Here is a 20574-nt window from a genome sequence, read left to right as displayed (position 1 = left end):
CATCTGCGCGATCACACCGTCACCGTGCTCGCGGCGGCCACGCGCACCTGAAATTCGAGGCGTGACACGGCCTCCCGGGCGGCGTCGAGCGCCTGCTCGGCGGTGTCCCCGACCGCGCGTGCGCATGCGACACGCGAATCGGACGACTCCAGGACGTTGACCGCGCCGCCCGGGCGGACCAGGAGTTGCACGTCGGTCACGCCGTCGACGTTCCGGGCGTCGTCGACGCCGCTGACATCGGTGAGAACACCCGCGACCGGTGCGGCGGCGAACCAGATCGCGGAACAGCGAGCCGGCCGCTCCTCGGCGAGGACGGCCCGGATCCCGGGAAGGACCTTCTCCCCGACGGTCTGCCGCACGACGCATTCGGCGAGGTCCACGCCGGTGGCATCGAGGGCCAGGGACGGTATCTCGTCGCCGCCCATCCGCACATGGGTTTCGATCACCCGGGGACCGGTCGGGGTGAGCACGATCTCGGTGTGGGTTGCACCGAACTCCACGCCGACGGCATCGAGCACACTCGTCACGTACGTATGGATCCGTTCTTCCTGCGCCGCGGAGAGGGCTGCCGGTGCCACGTGCCCGAGTTCGACGAAGGTCGCCGGGTCGGAGTACTTGCGGGTGACGGCCACGATCTGGTGTTCGCCGCATTCCGAGAAGGCCTCCACGCTGAATTGCGGGCCCTCGTGGAACCGCTCCACGAGCACCCCGCTGGTGGTCAGGCCGTCGAAGTCGCCCCCGGCGCGTGCGAACGCCGCGGCCAGTGCGCTCTCCTCCCGAACCACGGCCACCCCGGCGCTGCCCGCGCCGCACACCGGTTTGACCACGCAGGGAAAGCCGTGTTCGAACGCGAAGGAACGCAACGCCTCCACGTCGGCGACGACGGCGGAGGCGGTGGCGTCGACGCCGGATTCGCGAAGCGCGGCGCGCATGGCGTTCTTGTCGTGGACCGACGTCACCGTGCGGCGCGAGTGGGTGGACAGGCCGAGGGCCTCCCCGATCGCGGCGCAGCGGTCCTGGTCGCGTTCACCGAACGTGGCGATCCGGGTGAACGGATGCTGCGCATGCGCGGCCGCGGCCAAGGCGATCCACTCCTCGTCCGGCGCGTCGTGCCGCACGGCGATGACCCGCGAATGCTCGGCCAGACGGCGAAGCTTGGCGACGAATTCCAGTCGGCAGATCACCGAGGTCTGGGTGCCGGGGAGGGCATCGCGGACCCGGCCCGGGAGGTCGCGGCCGCTGCCGACGACGAGGACGTGTTCGGTCATTTCTTCACCTCGAGTATCGAGAAGGGAGACAGTGCAGGATGGTCGCCGGCCGGGAGTTCCTTCGTCCGTGCGCGTTCCGCGAGACTGCGACGCGCCGCCGTCCGGGAGACCAGTGCCGCGGCACCGAACGTCCCGGCCAGGACGGGCCACGCCAGGAGACCGGCCGGCAACAGGACGACGACCAGAACGGCGGGGCCGAGCACCTTCTGGCCCGTCATGCCGAGGCTGAACGCGCCGAGATAGCGGGCCACGGCGGGCTGCGGGGACAGTTCGGCCGACAGTTCCCAGGCGGCCACGGAGTGGATGTTCTCGGCGATCGACAGTGCCACCACCGCAACGACGACGGCGGCGATCGCCGGACCGGTGTCGGCCATCTGGCCGACGGCGAGTGCACCGCAGCAGAAGGCCATCAGCGCCCCGGTCCACGTCAGGAGTCGCGCCGCCGCGGACGTGCCGTCGGCGAACCGGGCGACGTAGACCTGCAGGACCACCGTCAGCACGGTGTTGACCGCCATGAGCACCGGCACCCACGCGAGCGGCACCGACGTGTACTCGATGACCCAGATCGGGAGCAGAACGATCAGCACAGTGTCGTACAGCGACAGCACACCGTTGCCGACCGTGAAGACCATGAACCACCAGTCGCGGAACGGCGAGCGCACCGCGGTTCCGGCCGGCCCGGGATCAGCCGGGAGAGCCTTACGTTGCACCACCGTTCCCGTCCTCCGGAGTACGAACCGGACGGCGAACGCGATGACCACGAAGGAGATTCCGTTGCCCAGGAACAGCGCCGTGAACGCGGCGGAGGTGCCGGTCACGAAGACGACGCCCGCCAGCAGGAACCCCGCATTGAGACCCACGTTCCGGATGGCGCGGATGGTGGCCATCGTCCGGGTCCGGTCGTGGCCACCTATCACCGCCGTCACGACGGCCTGCTGGATCGGGCTGCTCGCCCGGTCGGCCGCGGTGAGCAGCACGGTGAGCACCAGGTAGCCGGTGAAGTCGGATACGAGCGCGAAGCATCCGTAACCGATACCGCGCACCAGCAGGAGGGCCACATAGAACCGGCCCGGTCCCACCCGGTCGGCCAGCCTGCCGAGGGGCACCGGGGCGAGCAGGGCGAGCGCACCCGCTGTCGTGGTGGCCAGGGCGATCTGGTTCGCGGGGAGACCGACGACGCCGATGAAGTACAGGGCGAAGGACGCGAAGAACATCCCGGTGCCCAGCGAGTCGATGCCGGCGCCGACGGCGAGCGTGCGACCGGCCGGGCTGTCGGGGAGCAGCGCATCACCCAGCCGTCGCAGGCGGGCGTTCACGGGATGCTCCCCGGCGTCAGGAAGGCGTGCACCAGATCGGCCGACCGCTGCACGTGGGTGGGTGTCGCCGCCTCGGGCGCCGGACGCCGCAGGTGGTTCCAGGCGTACCGCCGGGCCGCGTTGACGAGTAGTTCGGCGTCCTGAGCCGACGCGGCCGACGCGGACTGCGCGACCAGCGCCGCCGCGATGAGGAGCCGGCTCATCCGGTCGACGAGCACCCACCCGGCGGCGGCGACGGTCGCGGGGTCTGCCCCCACCCATTCGTGGCGGGTTCTGTCCAGGGCACCGAGCGCGTCGTCCACCATCTGCCAGGCCGCGAGCAACCTGCCCTGGGGGGCCGCTCCGAGAAGCTCCCTGGCCCGGTGGGCGGCCGCGTCGAAGTGTTCGCGAATCGTCAGCAGTTCCAACGCATGGGTGGTCAGGGTCCAGCAGTCGGACCGGGCGGTGCCGCTCCCGTCGGCGCGGGTGGTGTCCGCGGCAAGGGAGTAGGCGATGCAGCGCCGGGCCACTCTCCGGGCGCGGCCGTGCGACTGCTCCGGGAGGGCCTGCCACGCCCGGGCGGCCATCACGTCGACGACCCGGTCGGCGATCTCCTCGCGACGCGCATTCGCCCACGCGCTGCCGTCGAGCAGGTATGCCGCGCTGGCGAATCCGGTGACGGCACCTTCCAGGATGCCGAGACCCTCGGCATCCCAGATCGCCGCGACCCGATCCGGTACTGCCGAAGACAGTAGACGCGTGCTCATGCGAACTCCAGCCAGTGCCGGTAGGTGGGCTCACGCCCGCGGACCACGTCGTGGAAGACGTCACGCAACTGTTTGGTGATCGGGCCGCACCCGCCCGCCGCCACCGGCCGGTCGTCGACCGACGCCACCGGGACCACCTCGGCGGCCGTGCCGGTGAGAAACGCCTCGTCGGCGACGTAGAGCTCGCTGCGGGTCAGGCTCTGCTCCCTCACCGTGATCCCCAGGTCGCGGGCGAGCGTGATCACGGTGTCGCGGGTGAGACCGGGCAGGATGTTGTCGCCGACCGGCGGGGTGATCAGCTCACCGTCGCGGACGGCGAAGATGTTCGCGGCGGACGCTTCGGCCACGTGCCCGGTGGAGGTGAGCATCAGCGCGTCGTCGTAACCGGCGCGCAGCGCCCCGACCTTGGCCAGAGCCGAATTGACATAGGCTCCCGTCGCTTTGGCGAGCGGTGGGACCGAGTGGACACCGTTTCGTTGCCAGCTGCTGACGACGAGTCGGCAGCCCTCCTGGTCCGCGGTTGCGCCGAGGTACGAACCCCACGGCCACGCCGCGATCGCCACCCGGGCAGTGTCCAGCGCGGGCGCGACACCCATCGAGCCGTAGCCGAGGTAGACGATCGGTCGCAGATAGCCGGAGTCCAGGCCCGTCCGGCGCAGCAGTTCGAGCGAGATCTCGGTGAGCTCGTCCACCGACCACCCGGGGTCCATCAGGTACACCCGCGCCGAGTCGTGCAGCCGTCGCAGGTGGTCGCGCAGCCGGAACACGGCCGGACCGCGGTCGGTCGCGTAGGCCCGGATGCCCTCGTAGACACCCCATCCGTAGTGCAGACTCGGTGTCAGCACGTGGACCTGCGCCTGGTCCCAGGCAACGAATTCACCGTCCATCCAGACGGTGCCGGTCGGGATCAGTTCCATTGTTCTGCTTTCGGTTCGGTGGCGGCGGGCCGCCGGGACGGGACAGGGACTGCCGGTGCGCCGACCTGGTCCAGCCGCCGCTCGATGCTGCGCGACTGCAGTGTCAGAGCCTCTCGATACTTGTCGGCGCCTTCACCGCGGAAGGCGAACCAGCCCCAGCGGGGTCGCAGTTCGCATCCGCGGGCGATCTTGGCCTCGTAGGCGGCGAGTCCGTAGTGGACGCGACGGATGCCGTGCTCCACCGCCCACCGCGCGGTCTCGTGGTAGGTCAGGGTCAGGTAGCAGCCACGAATCCCCGGGGCGAAGCCCGCGGTCCTGGCGAACAACGCGTCGGGGGTGCGGAGGTAGAGCACGAATCCCACGAGCCGACCGTCGAGTTCGGCACCGAGCACCACACATGAATCGCCCAATTCTTCACGGACGGCGTCGAAATCGCGTCGGACCCGGTCCTCGCCGCCGGGCAGTCCGTACTTGGCCCGGTGCGCGACCTGGAGGGCGACGACCTCGTCGTCGATCGCCTCGCCACCCCAGCGGACCACCGTACGCAGGCCGGCGGCGGTGTAGTCCGCGACCTCCTTGCGGAGCCGGACGCGCCGGCGCTTGCTCAGGCTCGCGACGTATTCCGCCCAGGTGTGTCCGCTCAGGTCCTGCACACCCTCGGCGCCCAGCAGGGCCGCCGTGTACCCGGTGCGGGTGGCGGACCCGTCCACATCGTCGGCGTCAGGACACCCGACGTACAGCAATGCCGTACTGCGGCAGCCGAGTTCGTCGCCGGCCTGGTGGAGCAGGCCGGGCAGGGCCGCCATGACCGCGCGGCGCTGATCGCGGGAACGGCCGGGCGCGTGCGCGACACCGTGGTGGTTTCCGAACGTCGCGAGCGCCAGCGACGGGTACTGATCCTCGCGGGCACCGGACAGCGCCGCGGTCAGCTCGGCCCAGCGCAGCCGATCGGGGTGATCGAGCAACTCCGGTTCGGCCATCGGCCCTGCGGTTCCCGCCAGCCGGGGCGGATCGTAGAAGAGCAGGCCCTCTGGCCGCGCCGTGAACAGCAGCGGCGCGACCGCGACGGTGCGGCCGTCCGCGCGCACCTCGAGGTAACGCACCTCGTGCAGGTCGGTGCGTTCGGTGAATCGCCACCACCGCGCGTCCTCCCAGATGATGTCCGGGTCGGCGATGCCCGCGAAGTCGGCGGCGGTGGGGCGGGCGCCGCGGGGCAGGACGTGGCCGGTGATCCCGTCGACATGGGTGGCGGTCATGCTGCGCCCTCGCTTTCGGCACGGTCCCAATCGAATCCGGCGCTGACCTGTTCTCCGGTGGCGATCAGCCGATTGCCCAGCGCCGTGAAATCGGGGTCGGTCACCACCCAGTAGGCGAGGAAGTCCGCCGACTTGCGCTCGTTGTACCGGGCAGGGGTCCAGTCGTCGCCGACGTGGGTGTTCAGCGTGAAGTCATGCACGCCCGGCGGAGTGTCCGGCAGTCGCAGCACCCGGCCCCGGCGTGGCGGCACGCCGTAGAACGCTGCGTGCGGGGCGATCGCCACCCGGTCCCGGACCGCGTCCAGGTCGGTCGGCAGCCCGCATTCCACCCGCGCCCAGAGATGCCGGGGGTCGATGCCCAGGACGTGGCGGAGCATCGTCGGGATCGGTCCGCCGCCGATCCGTGCGGCCACTTCGCAGAGCACGATGTCGCCGTCGGCGGTGACGAAGAACTCGGCGTGCACGCAGACGGTGGGCGGCGAGCGGAGTGCATCGACGAGCCGCCAGGTCTCGTCCACCAGGCGTGCGCAGACCGGGTCGGTGGTGTCGACCGAGCGGGAGCCGAACGGGGCGTCGGTCCAGTGCTCGAGGCACCCCTGACCGGTGTAGCGGGATGCGATGGCGGCCACCGGGTCTCCGGCCACGCGGAACGCGTCCACGTGGTGCACCGCACCGTCGACGAATTCCTCGACTTCGTACGGTGTCGCCGTGACGATGTCGGCGAGTCGGGCTGCCTGCTCCGGCGAATCGAGCACGTACACGCCGGTGGAGCCGGAACCGCTGCGCGGTTTGACGACGACGCGACCCGGGTTCTCGGCCATGAAGTCGACGATGTCCGCCGGGCCGCGCACGGGGGCGAAGGCCGGGACGAGAAGCCCTGCGGCCTGCGCCAATTCCTTCATCAGGATCTTGTCGCGGTAGGCCCCCGCCGTGGCGGTGTCCAGGCCGGGGAGGCCGAGTTCGCCGCGCAGTCCGGCGGCCCGCTCCACGTCCACCTCGGCCAGCGCGAAGACCGCGGTCGGCCGGTGTCGTCCGGCGAGTTCCCGAGCGGCGGCCAGCACGGCGTCGTCGTCGTGGTAGTCGGTGACCGTGACGATCTCGGCGAATCCCTCACCCGGATCCGATCCCTCGGCGCAGACCGCCCCCAACCGTCCGCGCATCTCCGGCAGCCACTGGGCGAAGGGCAGCCCGGCGGCGCGCGGGCTGATCAGTACGAGAATCATCGAGAAGCCTCCTTTCTCGTCACGGTCAATACGTCGAAAGTTGTTTCGAGCGTGGCGAAAACCTCCGCGGTCCGGGGGTCGAGCGGTATTCCCCGGACCCGCCGTTCGCGCTCGTGGGCGCGTTGCGGATCGCCCGGGGCCACCACCGGTGTCCCGGTGGCGGGCGTTGATCCGCGGACGGTGCCGAGCAGGTCTGCCAGCCCGGCCGCGAAGTGCGCATGCCCGCTGAACGCTCCGGGATCGAGGGCGAGGACGAAATGGCCGACCCCCCGGCTTCGACCGGGCGTTCCCTCACCCACTTGCTCGAGCTGCCAGTCGGGCGGCGACCCGGTCAACACGGCCCCCAGCAGAGTGACCGCCATTGCCAGGCCCTGTCCCTTGTAGCCGCCGAGGGGCGACAGGGCGTACGCCTCGCCGGGCTCYGCGGTGGGCTGCCCGTCGCGGTCGGTGGCCCAGCCGCTGCCCAGTGGTCGCCCCTCGGCCCGGCGGTGCTTCACCTCACCGAAACACACCTGACTGGTGGCCATGTCGAGGGCGAGCCCGTCGTCCCCCGTGCCCGCGGCCACGCTGATCGGGTTGGTGCCGAACAGCGGTTCGACCCCGCCGTACGGAGCGACCCGGGAGGCGGCGGACGTGACGGCGATGCCGATCATCCCCTGCCCGGCCAGGTGCCGGGTGTACACCGACGCCGCGCCGAAGTGGTTGGAATTGCGCACGCCCACCGCCGCGACGCCGAAGGCCTTGGCCCGGTCGGCTGCGAGGCGGGCGGCGGCGAGTCCGGCGAGCACGCCGAGTGCGCCGTCCGCGTCCAGCAGCAGTCCGGCCCCACGGTCCCGGACCACGGTCGGGCACGCCGCCGCATTCGCGACGCCGGTCGCGAGTTCGTCCAGGTATTGCGGCAGCAGCCGCAGACCGTGGGTGTCGATGCCGCGCAGGGACGTGTCGACGAGCGCGGCAGCCACCTGATCGGCGTCGTCCTCGGGCACTCCGGCCTCGACGAGTGCGATCGAGGCGAGCCAGCGGGCCTCCTGCTCGTCGATCAGCGAACCAGTGTTCGGTGTCTGGTGGATCATGAAGTACTCCAATGCATGAAGACGTGGGGCCCGATGCCCGGGATGTCGAATTCCGGGCCCAGAATCCGGAAGCCCTGCTTGACGTAGAAGCCGGCGGCGGTGGTGCGGGCGTTGCACCAGACCGCGCCGGCGCCGGCCAGCGTGGCGTTCGTGAGTACGGTGCGCAGGAGTGTGGTCCCCGCACCGGTACCGCGGACCTCCTCGAGGGTGGCCATACCGCGGAGGCGCCGCCCCCGGCCGGGGAGAAGATTTGGCACGGCGTGCGTTTCGGGGGGATCCTCGTGGTACAGCGAGGCCACGCCGACGGGGCGCCCCGCGACGAGGGTGGCGAAGTGCCGGGTGCCGGCGTGCGCGTCCTCGGGGTAGACGCAGGTCTCGGCCGGTTGACCGGGCCGGAGCACAGTGTGGCGGATCGGTCGCACGTCGGCGGCGGACACCGGCCGCACCCGCCAGCCGTGGGCGGCCGGATCGGGAAGGTAACCGGAACCGGGACGATCCGGCAGGCTGACGCGGCCGGCGCCGTCGAGTGTCAGTCCACGGCCGGTGTTCACCGCCAGAAGATCGACTGCGTCGACATCCAGGTGGTCGGCCAATCCCCCGAGATGGGCTGTGGCCGACACCCCGGCCGCGGATTCGGGCATGCACCCGAGCATCGTGATCAGACCGCGTTCACGCGCCCGGCGCAGCAGCGCGAGCGACGGGGTGATGCCTCCGGCCTTCATCGGCTTCACGTTGATGCCGTCGAACGCGTCGGTGCAGGCGTCCAGGTCTTGCGGCGACGCGATGCTCTCGTCCGCGATCACCGGGATCGGGCTGCGCTCCTTCAGGATCCGGGCATCGCGCCACGCCGAGCGCGGAAACGGCTGCTCGATCAGCTGCACGCCGAGTTCCTGCAGGCCGGGCAGGACGGGGAGCAGCCGGGACAGCTCCCACCCGCAGTTGCCGTCCAGGGAGAACGGCGCGGTCGTATGGCAGCGGAGTTCCTTGACGACGGTGAGGTCGCCCGGATCGGCGAGCTTGATCTTGTACGCCGACCACCCGGGTCGCTCGCGGAGTTTGCGGACCATCACCTCGGTCTCRTCGAGCCCGATGCTGAAGCTGGAGCGCAACTCCTGYGGGCGTCCCAGCCCGAGGGACTGCCACAGCGGCACACCGAGCAGCCGTGCCCGCAGGTCGTGCACCGCGGTGTCGAGGGCGGCCAGGACGAACGGCGAATCGGGAAGCTCCGCGGACAGGGCTCGCCACACGGCGAACGGGTCGTCGGGACCGAGGTCGATCAGTAACGCCGCAATCCGCCGCAGATCCGCGTGCATCCGGTCCAGGCCCGAGTTGTAGTGGTCGGTCATGAACGCGGATGCCTCGCCGAACCCGGCGACACCGTCCTGCTCCACCTCCACCACCAGGCCCCGCTGCACCGGAATCGCTTCTCGGGCAGAGCGCCACAGATGCCGTTGCGTCAAGCTGATCTCGTGCGCGGTGACCTTCACGCGGTGCCTCCGACGCCGAAGAACTCGCGGTCGCGCGGGCCGTGCGGGCGGAGGTCGTCCCACCACTGCGCGTGCTCGTCGTATTTCGCGAAGAACGGTTTGCCGACCAGGTCGGGCCGGCGTGCCTGCAGGAACCGCAGCGCGAACGCACGTCCGCCGTCGAGATCGACGACGCCGTCGACCACGACCTTCCCCGGCGACGCCGACATCACCGGACCCCGCGCGGTCCGCCCGAGTCCGGAGACCCGTTGCAGCGCTTCGCGGTAGATGTCGACCGCTCGCGCCAGTGGCAGACCGAAATACGGTCGCGCACCGGTGTCCCGCTCGACGAACATGTAGTACGGCACGACCCGGTTGCGGACCTGCGCCTGCCAGAGGTCGGCCCACGTGCGCGGGTCGTCGTTGACGTGACGCACCACCGGCGCCTGAGCGCGGAGCACCGCGCCGGTCGACGCCAGCCGGGCCAGCGCCGTCCGGGCGGCATCGGTCTGCAGTTCCGCGACGTGCGACAGGTGCAGCATCATCGCGACGTGTTTCCCGGCGGCGGTCAGCCGCTCGAGCAACCGCAACAGGTCGTCGGCTTCCGGCCCGGCCAACAGCCGGTACGGCCAGAACGAGACGGCCTTCGTGCCGATCCGGATCGTCTCGACGTGTTCTCGCCCCGGTTCGAGTAGCGGCTGCAGATACGAGGCCAGCAACTCGGTCCGCATGACCAGTGGGTCGCCGCCGGTCAACAGCACGTCGGTGATACCGGGGTGCAGGTCGAGGTACCGGGTCATCGCCTCCGGCCCGGACATGGCCATCTTCAGGTCCGGGGTGTCCACGAACTGGGCCCAGCGGAAGCAGTAGCCACAATAGCTGTGGCAGGTCTGCCCCTGGCGGGGGAACACCAGCAGGGTCTCGGCGTACTTGTGCTGCATGCCCGAACCGTCGATGTCGTTGTGCTGCGGAACGTTCATGCTCAGCTGGTCGCCGGGATGCGGGTTCAGCGCCGCCCGGACCGTGTCGACGGCCTGCCGGACGGTGCCCCGATCTCCCTGCGCCACAGCCTGTTCGATCAGCGCGAAGTGCTCGGGCTCGAGCATGTCGCGGTGCGGGAAGGTCAGCCGGTAGATCGGGTCGTCCGGCGCACGGCCCCAGTCGATCAGTTCGTCGACGACGTAGCGGCTGACCTTGAACGGCAGCACCTGGGAGACCACGTGGGCCTCGTGCCCCAGGGTCGGGTCGCCGGTTCGTTCGGCGACGAGCTTGCGGAGCCGGTCGCCGCTGATCGATCGCGGAGCGAGGGCTGTGCGGGTGTCGATATCGAGCACGGTCATTTGTCCGTCACCGCCAGACCCCAATCGAAGTCGACTTCGCCCAGAACATTCATGTCCGACATCAGCGAATACAGACCGCTGTAGTCGCGCACGAGCCGCGAACCGGACTTCTCGGCCCGCACGTCGGCGAGCATCTTCTCCCATCCGGTGACCTTCTCGATCCGGAAGATCGCCTCCCACGTCGAGTAGTCCGTGGCGACGAACGCGTCCAGTCCGGCGACCAGCATGTCCAGGAAGAATCGGCGTTTGACGGGGTCCAGCATGTCGTACACCAGCTTCGCCATCTCGTCGGAAATGGATGCGTGGCAGTACTCGTCCCGGTTGTGCAGCTTTGCGGTGGTGGAGTTGACCACCTGGATGTCATGATCGTCGGCGAGCAGATCGAGATACGCGTTGATCGAGATCTCGGACACCGTGGCGAAGGCCAGCGTGGTCAGGCTGCGCTGCCAGCGTTCGGCGGCACGGGCCCGCAGCCGACGGTGTGCCCGTGAGGTGTGGGATTCGGGTAACGCGCTGTCGGGGAACGGGTTCCCTCGTTTACGTCTGGTCAGCGCACTCGCGTTGATGTGCATCAGGGTGTGGTACTGCTCGTCGACCATGGCCTGGGCGAGGGCGATATCCATGTCCTGGCCGCCGAGACCGGGGAACTCCCCGTCCATGACGAGCGCGAACGCCGGGTTGGCGACGCGTTGCTCGGCGAGCACCGTGTGCCGGTTGTACGCGATCCAGGCCCAGCTCAGCAGCCGCGACCGCAGCGCGTCGGGCATCGCCTGCCACGTCGGATGGTCGCGGAACGGCACGATGCCCTCGGGGTAGTCGGCCCGGCCGGCGTCGAACAACTCGTCGAGGTCGGGCTCGTCGCGCTTCACCGTCGACCGTCGGTGCCAGTTGCCGGCGAGGCGGCTGATGACGGCGTTCTCGGCTTCGTCGGCGGGGTCGAACGACGGCAGCCCGGGGAGGTGGACCAGGCCGTCGGCGTCGGAGCACTGCAGGTCGTCGATGATCATGCGCGGGTCCGGTCGCCGGCCCAGAAACGGGTGAGGTGACGGGCGCGGTCGGCGTACTCCGAGCGCGCGTGCAGCATGCGCTGGTTGTCCCAGATGAGCAGCGCATTCTCGGGAATCAGCACGCGGGTGCGCAGTTCGTGGAACAGGTCGCTGACGCGATGCGCCAACCTGCGACCGGCCAGGCCGAGCGGCAGCCGAGTGTCGTCGACGTCGGAGTCGTGGTGTGGGTCGTAGTCGGCCGCGGTGAGCAGGTTGTAGCTGAAGCGCAGGGCGGTGCGGCCGGTGTCGTCCGCGCCCAGCATCGCGGTGCGTACACCCCCGTCCGGGCCCGGGAAGGTCAGTTCGGCGTCCGTCATCAAGGTGAGCTCGGCCGGTTCCAGGGCGTCGACGAGCCGCCGGATGTCGAGCAGATCGGTGTGGCCGCCGCCGCAGCGCGCCTGCCGGTGGCAGAACAGCGCCAGGTACGCCGGGCTGGGATTCCAGCCCGGGGCCTCGGTATGCGCCAGAATCGTGTTCGCGCTCTGCGAGTACGCCCGATGATCGTTGCCGGGACGGTACGTCACCTCGTGGGTGAGCAGACCGTTGTATTGCGGGACCAGATCACCCAGGGAGCCAACCACTTCCGCTGCAGCGGTGCGGTCGGGCACGTCGTGGACGACGACGTAGCCATCCTCCTCCAGCCGGGACCGGTCGACACGGCCTTCCACCGTTCCCACACCCGCAGAAACGACATGACAATTCGGCGACATCCATTCCTCCATTCCGAAAACCCGACTGGGATACGTACCCCGTGATACCGGTCGTTCGAGACCGGGATCGTCGTGATCGGTTTCAAGAATGTGGTCGTGCCGCCACGCACACCAGGCACCCTAGGGGAGCCAAAACGTCACCCGGAACGAACTGCCGGGGCTGTAACAACAGGGTGCGGGTGAGATTGCGCCGCCGGAACGAGCGGTGGTCGCTGTAGCGTTCTGCGGTCGTTCTCGATGGCGGAAACGGTGCAGATCCCCAGAGGGCCGTCGCGGTCGAACATGGTTGCCGAGCCCACCGCGACTCCGTCGCACGCGCGGTGGCTGTCGGCTTCCAGTCCGAGTTCGATCCCCTCCGGCAGTCTGGTCAGCGCCAGCGTGACGTCACCGTTGATGTATCCGATGCCCTCGGTGCCCATGTTGGTTACCAAATTGGTCAAGTCGGCGATCATTGCTGCACGCACGAAGGGGGTGGTCGCTTCTCCTGCGATCACCGACCACCCTGTCGTCCAGATCCGTTTCCGATCAGAGGTTCGCCAAGCCGGTCCTCCGTGCGGCAACGGCCCCCAGTCGGAATTCTCCCCACTGGTGCCGATCAACCGCTCGCCGACATGCTCGGCCGGCGAGGGAGGCTGAGGGATGCGGGAGTCGACCCAATGCGCTCCTGCTGCGTTCCTCGATTTCCGGTAGAAAGCAACCGTGGCCCTGGCCACGGCTTCATCCGACTGAATCAATTCCGCTTCGACAAGTCGAATTCGGTTTCCCCACCGGATGATCCGTGATCGAACATCGATCCGACCCATCCTCACCGGACGAAAGAGATCCGCGGTCACTCGGGTGGCGAAGAATTCATCCTGCTTGTACTCACCCTCGATGGCGTGGGCAAGCAAACCCAGCACCGCCGGACCGGACACCATGTCCGCCGCCCATCCGCTGATGGCGGCCGCCCTCGGCTCGTACCCCGAACCTGCACGAGCGAAGAACGGTTGAGCGGTGTGTGCCGATCTGGCTGTCGCCTGTTCCGCGTCGAGCTGCGCGTCGGCTGTCACTTCAGTTCCACAGCGTGGCGGCGTCGACCGCTTCGGTGGCCGGGGGGCCGGGTAGCCCGGGCTCGCTGCGGGAGAATCGCGGCGCGGGCCGGTGCTGGGTGACCCGGTCCAGTTCGACGAGGGATCCGCGCGCGGCGATGTGCGGGTTCTGGGGTGCCTCGGCGAAGGTCAGCACCGGKGTGGTGCAGGCGTCGGTGCCGTCGAAGATCGCCGCCCATTCGTCGCGGGTCTTGGTGAGGAACACCTCGGCGAACTGTTTCTGCAGCTGCGGCCAGCCGGTCCGRTCGTTCTGGGCCGGTAGATCGRCCGGGTCCAGTCCCAGACCCTCMACCAGCAGTGCGTAGAACTGTGGTTCGACCGCACCGACGGCCATGTATCGGCCGTCCGCGGTTTCGTAGGTGTCGTAGTACGGCGCGCCGGTGTCGAGCATGTTCACCCCGCGCTCGTCCGACCACCGGCCCATACCGCGGAAGCTCCAGATCATGTGCGACAACGCCAGGGTGCCGTCCACCATGGCSKYGTCGACGAYCTGACCCTTGCCCGACGTGTGGCGCTCGATCAGCGCGGCGAGGATGCCGAACACGAGGAACATCGAGCCGCCGCCGAAGTCGCCGACCATGTTCAGCGGCGGCACCGGGCGCTCGCCCTTCCTGCCGATCGCGTGCAGCACACCGGTCAGCGAGATGTAGTTGATGTCGTGGCCGGCCGTCTGGGCGAGTGGACCTTCCTGCCCCCAGCCGGTCATCCGGCCGTAGATCAGGCGCGGGTTGTGCGCCAGTGCGACGTCCGGGCCCAGWCCCAGGCGCTSGGTGACGCCGGGGCGGAAGCCTTCGATGAGCACGTCTGCCCGCTCGACGAGGCCGAGGACGAGTTCGATGTCGGCGGGGTCTTTGAGATTCGCTTCCACGACGCGGCGGCCGCGGTGGGTCTGGTCGCGGGGCTGCCCGGCTGTCGGSAGCAGGCCGGCGCGCTGTACRCGGACCACGTCGGCGCCGAGGTCGGTGAGCAACGTCGCAGCGTGCGGGCCGGGACCGATGCCGGCGAGTTCGACAATGCGGACACCGGTGAGTGGTCCGGTGCAGGGGGTGGTCGCCATGAATTCTCCCTCTACTTCTGGGCGATGGAACATGTTGTGACGCTGAATGTTCAGCCGACTCGAGCGGGTTGCGTGGTGGACAGCAGGGTGGGCAGTGCCCGAGCGAGGTTGCGCTCGTGGATCTGCGAGGCACCCTCGTAGATGCGCAGCGCCCGCACGTCACGCCACATGCGCGGCACCGGGTGTTCGCCCACGATGCCGGCTCCGCCGAGCACCTGGACCGCCCGGTCGGCCACGACGGATGCCATCTCGGTGCAATAGAGTTTCGCCGCCGAAATGCGATGCCGCGGCGGGGTGCCGGCGTCGAATTCGCGGGCGCAATCCAGGATCATCGACCGTCCCGCCTCGAGCTCTGCGTAGCTGCGACCGAGCATGGCCTGGACGGCGCCGAACTCGGCCAGGGGTTGCCCGAATTGCTCCCGCTCACCGGCGTGCCGCACGGCCTCGGTGAGCAAGCGCGTGGCCTGACCGACGGCGGTGGCCGCGACGTGGGTGCGGGCCTGGTTGATCCCGCGCATGGCGTGCGTCATTCCCAGGCCTTCCACCCCTCCGATCAGCCGGTCTGCGTCTACTCGCACCCCACGCAGACTGACCTCGGCGACGGGCCCCTCGGCGTGACCGTTCATCAACTCGGGCAACCGGGTCTGCACGCCGGGAGTGTCCCGATCCACCAGGAACGACGAGACACCGCCGTCCTCGGTGCGGGCGAACACCACCAGCACGTCCGCCCACCCGCCGTTGGTGATGTAGCGCTTCTCCCCGTCGATGACGTAGCCGCCACGCGTCCGGGTCGCGGTGGTCCGTACCGCGGACGCGTCGCTCCCGGCGTACTCCTCGGTGAGCGCGAAGGCCATCACGCACTCCCCGGCCGCCATCGCGGGGAGGTACCTCTCGCGCTGCGCGTCGGTGCCGTATTCGAGCAGGATCTGCGCGGCCAGCCCGATGCTCGTCGAGAACCGCGACCGGTACACCGCCGAGGATCGGGTGAACTCGAACGTCAGGAGCACCTGCTGCTCGACGGTCCACCCGAGGCCGCCGACGCTGGTGGGCAGGGTGATGCCGAACAGACCGAGCTCGCTCATCCGTCGGACGAGGTCCGGGGGCACCGCACCGGCGGCGACCATCTCATGCTCCCGCGGGATCAGTTCGTCGTCGGTGAAGTCGCGAATCACCTGCCGGTACGTCTCGAAGTCGAGGGTGCGGACCCGGGGATCGATCACGTGAATGCTCCTGTTCGTGAGGGTGAAAGCTCCTGCGGGACTGGGTCAGAAACCGGCCGACTTGGCGATGATCGTCTTCATGACCTCGTTGGTGCCGCCGTAGATCCGCGAGACGCGGGTGTCCGCGTACAGCCGGGCGATGGGGTATTCGAGCATGTAGCCGTATCCGCCGTGCAGCTGCAGGCACTTGTCGATGATCTCGCCGGCGTTCTCGGTGCAGAACAGCTTCGCCTTGGCGGCATCGGCGACGCTCAGGTCGCCGGTCTCGTGTAGCTCGATGGCCCGGTCCACCATGGCCTGCGCGGCCTCCACCTTGGCGATGCATTCGGCGATGACGAATTTGGTGTTCTGGAAGTCGGCGACGGGCTTGCCGAACACCTTGCGGTCACGCACGTAGTCGGAGGCGAACGTGATGGCGCCGGTGGCGGCGGCGGTTGTGGTGACCGCGATCATAAGGCGCTCCTGCGGAAGGTTGTTGGCCAGGTAGCCGAACGCCGCGCCCTCTTCGCCGAGCAGATCCTCGACAGGCACCCGCACGTCAGTGAAGGAAAGCTCGGCGGTGTCGGAGGTGCGCATGCCGATCTTCTCGAGCTTGCGACCCACCTCGTAGCCCTCGCTCGTGGTGTCCACGGCGAGGATGCTGAGGCCGGCGCGGCGGTTCTCCTCGGTGGCCGGGGAGGTGCGGCAGACGACGAGGACGCGGTCGGCTTGAACGCCTCCGGTGATGAAGGTCTTGGCGCCGTTGAGGATGTAGTGGGTGCGGTCCTCCGACAGCCGGGCGGTGGTCTTGATGCCGGCGAGGTCCGAGCCGGTGCCCGGCTCGGTCATCGCGATGGCGGTCATCATGTCCCCGCTGACGAACCCGGGCAGCCAGCGCTGCTTCTGCTCCTCGGTGCCGTAGGTGAGCAAGTAGGGCAGCACCAGGCCGGTGTGCACGCCGAATGCACCGAAACTGACTGCGGCGCGGGCGGTCTCCTCGGAGAGCACCGCCTGGTACTTGAAGCTGGTCTCACCGGCTCCACCGTAGGACTCGGGTACGGTCATTCCGAGCACGCCCAGCTTGCCGAGCTGACGGTAGAAGTCGCGCGGCACCATGCCCTCGCGCTCCCAGTCGGCGAAGTTCGGCGTGACCTGCGACTCGATGAAGTCACGGATGACTTTGCGGAAGTCTTCATGTTCCTGGTTGAACACGATGCGCTGCATGTCTTTTCCTTCTTTCTGCGGACTAACGTGGACGGGTTTGGGGAATGCGGCCGCGTCAGCCGAGGATTCGGGCGCGGTCGCGGTCGGAGTTGACGGTGAGGAGGGCGATCACCGCGCCGATGACGGCGGCGATGCCGAAGATCTGGAAGGCCGAGGCGTAACCGCCGGCGGGGGTGGCGGCATTGTCGACGATGACGCCGGTGAGGTACGGGGCGATCAGGCCGCCGGTGGCCATCATCGCCATGAACACGCCCAGCACGCCTGCCATCTGCTGCGGCGGGCAGATCTCCGAGATCGCGGCATTGAACAGCGGGATGATGACGGTGCCGACACCGTAGCCGATCGAGACGACCATCACCGCGACGATGGGCGTCTGGATGTACGGCATGGTGATCAGTGCGACGCCGCACAGCAGCAGTGCGATTCCCGGCACGATGCCGCGCAGCACCCGGGAACTGGCGCCGCGCACCAACAGCCGGTCACTGACCGAGGTGCACAGGAACATGAAGAACAGTCCGGCGATGCTGGGGATCCCGAACATGGTGCCGGCCTGCACCCGCGAATAGCCCAGGCCGACCTCGAAGTAGGACGGCAACCACGTCAGCACGACGGTGACGAGAGCGTACATGGTGAAGACTGCGGCGAGCGCGCCGAGAAAAGTCGGTGTCCGGAGGATCCGGGACCATGGCACCTTGGGGTCGGCGGTCGGCGCAGCGGTGTCGAAGTTCGCGGCGGCCTTCTTGACGGGGCGCTTGCCGTAGGGCCCTCCTTGCCAGGTCACGAGCCACACGACGGACCAGACCACGCTGACCATGGCGAGGATGAGGAACGTGGATCGCCACCCCCAGTTCGCGACGGCCAGGGCCATCAGTGGGGCGATCAGAATCTTGGCGATCGACGCACCGGAAGCCAGGAAAGCGCCGGGCAGCCCACGCTTCTCTACGGGATGCCAGGAGTAGGCGCCGGTATGGATCAGCGCCCCCGACGGCCCCTCGAAGAATCCCAGCGCCATCCGGCTGATCAACAGCATCGTGAAGCCGGCAACGACCACCAGCGGCACCATCGACGCCGCCCAGGCCAGGCACAACAGCAGTAGCAGCCAGCGCAACGACATCCACTTGTGCAACACCCCGGCAAAGAAGCCGCCAACGGTGAATGCCAGGAAAAATGCACTGCCTACGAGCCCGATCTGGGCGGAGGTCAGACCGAACTCTTTGGCCAGCGGCTGGGCAACCAGCCCGAAGACGGCCTTGTCGGCCCAGTTGACGACGACCAACAGCACCAGAATTCCGGTGAGGCCCCAGGCCCGCACGCGGGACTCCCCTCCTACTTCGGGTGACACAACGGGGGGAACGTCCTGCTTGCTCGATGTCATTCTCATCGATCCTTTCGGGCAATGGCGACGGCTGCGCGGCGCGGAGACGCGGGGACTCGGAGCGAACTGTGACGCGAACCACCCCGGTTCGAAAAAGTAAATCATCATCCGGCAACAAAGGGCAATAGTTCACTGAAAGACGTCGAACACTTCTCGCGATCACGCCTTTGAGCTACGAAATCAGCTGCAAGACGGCGGGAAGAGCGTGGTGGACAGAATCCGCCCGGTCGTGTTAAGTAAATATTGATTCGATCAGAGAGGGGTCAGATATGACTCGCAAGGTCCACGTCGCCGGAGTCGGGATGATCCCGTTCACCAAGCCCGGCAAGAGCGAGAACTACAACGTCATGGGCGAGACGGCTGCCCGCGCAGCATTGCGTGATGCCGGGATCGAGTACTCCCTCGTTCAGCAGGCCTACGCGGGGTACGTGTACGGCGACTCCACGGCCGGTCAGGCCGCTCTGTACGGACTCGGGCTGACCGGAATCCCCGTCTTCAACGTCAACAACAACTGCGCCACCGGCTCGTCGGCGCTGTACCTGGCCCGCCAGGCCGTCGCCAGTGGTGCCGTCGAGTGCGCTCTGGCCGTCGGGTTCGAGCAGATGAAACCCGGTGCGCTCAAGCGGGTCTGGGACGACCGCCCGGCGCCGATGTTCCGATTCGACGACCTGATGACGGAGATTCAGGGCGTCGACGAGACGTCCCCGCACGCGGCCCAGCTGTTCGGCGGCGCGGGCGTTTCCCACATGCAGAAGTACGGCACGAAGCCGGAGACGTTCGCGAAGATCTCGGTCAAGGCCCGCAAGCACGCGGCCAACAACCCCAATGCCGTCTTCCGCGACCTGCTCACGGAGGAGCAGGTGCTCGAGTCGCCGCACATCTTCGGCCCCTTGACCAGATACCAGTGCTGCCCACCGACCTGCGGCGCCGCAGCGGCAGTGGTGTGCAGCGAAGAGTTCGCCCGCAAGCACGGGCTGGCGGCGGACGTGGTGATCGAGGCGCAGGCCCTCACGACCGACACCGCCAGCACGTTCGAGGACCGGGACATGATGAAGGTGGTCGGCTACGACATGACCGCAGCGGCCGCCGCCCAGGTCTACGAGGCCGCGGGCATCGGCCCCGAGGACGTACAGGTCGTCGAACTGCACGACTGCTTCTCCGCCAACGAGCTCATCACCTACGAGGGACTGGGTCTGACCCCCGAGGGCACCGCCGAGAAGTTCATCCTCGACGGCGACAACACCTACGGCGGCCGGGTGGTCACCAACCCGTCGGGTGGTCTGCTCTCCAAGGGGCACCCGCTCGGCGCCACCGGACTGGCCCAGTGCGCCGAACTCGTGTGGCAACTTCGCGGTCAGGCGGGGGCGCGTCAGGTGGAGGGCGCGCGGATCGCCCTGCAGCACAACTTGGGGCTCGGCGGCGCGTGTGTGGTCAGCATCTTCAAGAAGGTGGGCTGACGTGGCACTCGATCCGGCCGTCATCGGCAAGGTGATCCCCGGTCACGAAGTGGTCGTCGAGCGCGGACGTCTGCGCTTCTTCGCGCAGGCCATCGGCGAGACCAACCCGATCTACTTCGACACCGAGGCCGCCAAGGCGGCCGGGCACCGCGATGTACTCGTGCCGCCGACCTTCCTGTTCTGCCTGGACATGGAGAAGCCGGACCCGTTCGCCCTCATCCGCGAACTCGGGATCGACATGCGGTACGTGCTGCACGGCGAGCAGGCGTTCAAATACCACTCGCCGGCCTACGCCGGCGACACGCTGGCCTACAACGGCACCGTCACCGACGTGTACTCGAAGAAGAACGGAGCGTTGGACTTCCTCGTCCGAACGGTCGACGTCACCCGCGACGGTGAGCCGATCGCCCGCCTCACCAACACCCTCGTCGTCCGGAACCCGAAGGCGGAAAAATGAAAACAGGCGACTCCCTCCCGGAATTGCAGCTCGCCGGCATCAGCCGCACCACGCTCGCGCTCTACGCCGGCGCCTCCGGTGACCACAATCCGATGCACATCGATCTCGACGTCGCGCGCTCCGGTGGCATGGACGACGTGTTCGCCCACGGCATGCTGTCGATGGCCTACCTCGGCCGACTGCTGACCAATTACGTTCCCCAGGAACGACTCTGCTCCTACGGCGTACGATTCGCCGCCATCACCCCGCTGCACGCGAAGCCGACGTGCACCGGAACCGTGACCAAGGTCGAGGACGGCCTGGCCCATCTGGACCTCACCGTCACCCTCGCCGACGGAACGGTCACCCTCCGCGGC

General features: G+C 68.6%; 19 protein-coding genes. 3 read left to right on the top strand and 16 right to left on the bottom strand.

Annotated elements, in window-relative coordinates:
• Nucleotides 1–11: 11 nt before the first annotated feature.
• From AC1D1G_RS11850 to AC1D1G_RS11775, 16 genes are all read right to left on the bottom strand, one after another.
• Nucleotides 12–1268, bottom strand: coding sequence for an ATP-grasp domain-containing protein (locus AC1D1G_RS11850; RefSeq protein ID WP_317568638.1), 1257 nt, complete (start codon nt 1266–1268; stop codon nt 12–14).
• Nucleotides 1265–2584, bottom strand: coding sequence for an MFS transporter (locus AC1D1G_RS11845; protein WP_477952250.1), 1320 nt, complete (start codon nt 2582–2584; stop codon nt 1265–1267). The genes AC1D1G_RS11850 and AC1D1G_RS11845 overlap by 4 nt, the downstream gene beginning before the upstream one ends.
• The gene (locus AC1D1G_RS11840; protein ID WP_317568636.1) at nt 2581–3330 is read right to left on the bottom strand and encodes a hypothetical protein; all 750 of its coding nucleotides are present in this window, start codon (nt 3328–3330) and stop codon (nt 2581–2583) included. Before AC1D1G_RS11840 ends, AC1D1G_RS11845 begins: the two co-directional genes overlap by 4 nt.
• Nucleotides 3327–4247: a branched-chain amino acid transaminase gene (locus tag AC1D1G_RS11835; protein WP_317568635.1), complete on the bottom strand. Its 921-nt coding sequence runs from the start codon at nt 4245–4247 to the stop codon at nt 3327–3329. Before AC1D1G_RS11835 ends, AC1D1G_RS11840 begins: the two co-directional genes overlap by 4 nt.
• Nucleotides 4238–5503: a GNAT family N-acetyltransferase gene (locus AC1D1G_RS11830; protein WP_477952249.1), complete on the bottom strand. Its 1266-nt coding sequence runs from the start codon at nt 5501–5503 to the stop codon at nt 4238–4240. Before AC1D1G_RS11830 ends, AC1D1G_RS11835 begins: the two co-directional genes overlap by 10 nt.
• Nucleotides 5500–6726, bottom strand: coding sequence for an ATP-grasp domain-containing protein (locus AC1D1G_RS11825; protein ID WP_477952248.1), 1227 nt, complete (start codon nt 6724–6726; stop codon nt 5500–5502). The genes AC1D1G_RS11830 and AC1D1G_RS11825 overlap by 4 nt, the downstream gene beginning before the upstream one ends.
• Nucleotides 6723–7799, bottom strand: coding sequence for an Ldh family oxidoreductase (locus tag AC1D1G_RS11820; protein WP_477952247.1), 1077 nt, complete (start codon nt 7797–7799; stop codon nt 6723–6725). Before AC1D1G_RS11820 ends, AC1D1G_RS11825 begins: the two co-directional genes overlap by 4 nt.
• Nucleotides 7796–9286, bottom strand: a complete 1491-nt coding sequence (locus AC1D1G_RS11815; RefSeq protein WP_477952246.1) for a GNAT family N-acetyltransferase — start codon at nt 9284–9286, stop codon at nt 7796–7798. Before AC1D1G_RS11815 ends, AC1D1G_RS11820 begins: the two co-directional genes overlap by 4 nt.
• Nucleotides 9283–10605 (bottom strand): KamA family radical SAM protein, encoded by a 1323-nt coding sequence (locus AC1D1G_RS11810; protein WP_477952244.1) that lies wholly within the window; start codon nt 10603–10605, stop codon nt 9283–9285. Before AC1D1G_RS11810 ends, AC1D1G_RS11815 begins: the two co-directional genes overlap by 4 nt.
• Nucleotides 10602–11612 carry an AurF N-oxygenase family protein gene (locus AC1D1G_RS11805; protein WP_283351168.1) on the bottom strand — a complete coding sequence of 337 codons (1011 nt, stop codon included), beginning with the start codon at nt 11610–11612 and terminating at the stop codon, nt 10602–10604. The genes AC1D1G_RS11810 and AC1D1G_RS11805 overlap by 4 nt, the downstream gene beginning before the upstream one ends.
• Nucleotides 11609–12361, bottom strand: coding sequence for a TauD/TfdA family dioxygenase (locus tag AC1D1G_RS11800; protein WP_317568630.1), 753 nt, complete (start codon nt 12359–12361; stop codon nt 11609–11611). Before AC1D1G_RS11800 ends, AC1D1G_RS11805 begins: the two co-directional genes overlap by 4 nt.
• Nucleotides 12362–12498: 137 nt before the next feature.
• A complete protein-coding gene (locus AC1D1G_RS11795; protein WP_317568629.1) occupies nt 12499–13410 on the bottom strand; it encodes an acyl-CoA thioesterase domain-containing protein in 912 nt (303 codons plus the stop codon).
• Nucleotide 13411: 1 nt separating this feature from the next.
• Nucleotides 13412–14506: a CaiB/BaiF CoA transferase family protein gene (locus AC1D1G_RS11790; RefSeq protein WP_477952243.1), complete on the bottom strand. Its 1095-nt coding sequence runs from the start codon at nt 14504–14506 to the stop codon at nt 13412–13414.
• 50 nt (nt 14507–14556) lie between these two features.
• Nucleotides 14557–15726 carry an acyl-CoA dehydrogenase family protein gene (locus AC1D1G_RS11785; protein WP_283351166.1) on the bottom strand — a complete coding sequence of 390 codons (1170 nt, stop codon included), beginning with the start codon at nt 15724–15726 and terminating at the stop codon, nt 14557–14559.
• 45 nt (nt 15727–15771) lie between these two features.
• On the bottom strand, nt 15772–16929 hold the full coding sequence (locus AC1D1G_RS11780) for an acyl-CoA dehydrogenase family protein (RefSeq protein ID WP_283332266.1): 1158 nt from the start codon (nt 16927–16929) through the stop codon (nt 15772–15774).
• 55 nt (nt 16930–16984) lie between these two features.
• Nucleotides 16985–18304: an MFS transporter gene (locus AC1D1G_RS11775; protein ID WP_477952242.1), complete on the bottom strand. Its 1320-nt coding sequence runs from the start codon at nt 18302–18304 to the stop codon at nt 16985–16987.
• 269 nt (nt 18305–18573) lie between these two features.
• Here AC1D1G_RS11775 and AC1D1G_RS11770 point away from each other — a divergent pair, with 269 nt between their 5' ends.
• The 3 genes from AC1D1G_RS11770 to AC1D1G_RS11760 form a co-directional block, all read left to right on the top strand.
• Complete coding sequence (locus AC1D1G_RS11770) at nt 18574–19761, top strand: lipid-transfer protein (protein WP_283332267.1); 1188 nt, start codon at nt 18574–18576, stop codon at nt 19759–19761.
• A 1-nt stretch (nt 19762) separates the two neighbouring features.
• Nucleotides 19763–20218, top strand: a complete 456-nt coding sequence (locus tag AC1D1G_RS11765; protein ID WP_477952240.1) for a MaoC family dehydratase N-terminal domain-containing protein — start codon at nt 19763–19765, stop codon at nt 20216–20218.
• The coding region (locus AC1D1G_RS11760) for a MaoC/PaaZ C-terminal domain-containing protein (RefSeq protein ID WP_477952239.1) at nt 20215–20574 on the top strand (360 nt) is incomplete at its 3' end. The genes AC1D1G_RS11765 and AC1D1G_RS11760, both read left to right, overlap by 4 nt.

The sequence above is a fragment of the Rhodococcus sp. P3_B8 genome (assembly GCF_056402775.1).
This window is presented reverse-complemented; position numbering and strand designations above follow the sequence as displayed.